Here is a 1,084-nt window from a genome sequence, read left to right as displayed (position 1 = left end):
GGGCACGAAAGGGGCGTGGCTGGGGTCACGTCGGTTGATGGCGATCGACGGGTTCATGCTCGATGTCCCGGACACCGCCGAGAATGAAGCTGAGTTTGGGCGACGGAGCAACGGTCCGAAGAAAAGTGCTTTCCCTCAAGTCTTGGTCGTGGCGTTGGGTGAGTGCGGGTCTCATGCGATCGTGGATGCTGCGCTGGGCGGCTGTCTGCGTGGTGAACAGACTCTGGCTGTGGAGCTGCTGGAGTCGGTGGAATCGGACATGCTGGTGACCGCTGACCGGGGCTTCTACAGCTATGCACTGTGGAAGGAGTTCCGCGACACCGGAGCTGACCTGCTGTGGAGGGTGAACGCCAACGTCAAGTTGCCGGTCTTGGCGTGGCTGCCGGACGGCTCCTACACGTCGATGATCTTCAACGCGAAGGTGCGCGATGGGCGTCGGCGAGGGTTGATCGAGCAGGCTCGTGCGGGTGGCGGTACCGATCCCGAGGAAGGCTGCCTGGTTCGTGTTGTCGAATACCAGGTTCCCGACCGGGAAGGCAACGGCACCAACGAGGTGATCTGTGTGCTGACCTCGATCCTCGATCCTGCCGAAGCTACCGCTGCGGAGTTGGCGACCGCCTACCATGAACGCTGGGAATGTGAAGGACTCATCGACGAGATCAAAACTCATCAACGTGGCCCAGCCAGGGTCCTGCGTTCCCGGTCGCCGGATATGGTGCGCCAGGAAATCTGGGCCTTTCTGCTCGCCCATTATGGTGTTCGGCGTTTGATGTGCAGAGCGGCAGACGAAGCCGACGTCGATCCTGACCGGCTTTCCTTTATGCGTTCCCTCCGGGTTATCCGCCGCCAGATCACTGCGCAGGCGGACTTTTCCCCCTGAGGACCGAACGAAAGCGTTAGCCGAAACACTCGCAGAAATCAACGAACGACGTACCAAGCGCAGACGACATCGCACGTGTCCACGCGTGATCAAGCGAGGAAAACACAATGCCTACCTCATCAAGCGAGCCCACCACCACGGAACCCGCCACACCGGGCCACCAACCATCAAATTGCTCTCTCCGGTCTTAACTTAGCGGTATTG

1 protein-coding gene is annotated in these 1,084 nt (G+C 60.3%); it reads left to right on the top strand.

Annotated features, from left to right (window positions below; genetic code table 11):
• A partial coding sequence (locus FFT21_RS28605) for an IS4 family transposase (protein ID WP_137816997.1) occupies nt 1-880 on the top strand: 880 nt, incomplete at its 5' end.
• Nucleotides 881-1,084: the final 204 nt, after the last annotated feature.

The sequence above is a fragment of the Gandjariella thermophila genome, assembly GCF_005405885.1.
Lineage (GTDB): Bacteria > Actinomycetota > Actinomycetes > Mycobacteriales > Pseudonocardiaceae > Gandjariella > Gandjariella thermophila.
The sequence above is the reverse complement of the archived record's forward strand: the minus strand, read 5'-3'. Positions and strand labels throughout refer to the sequence as shown.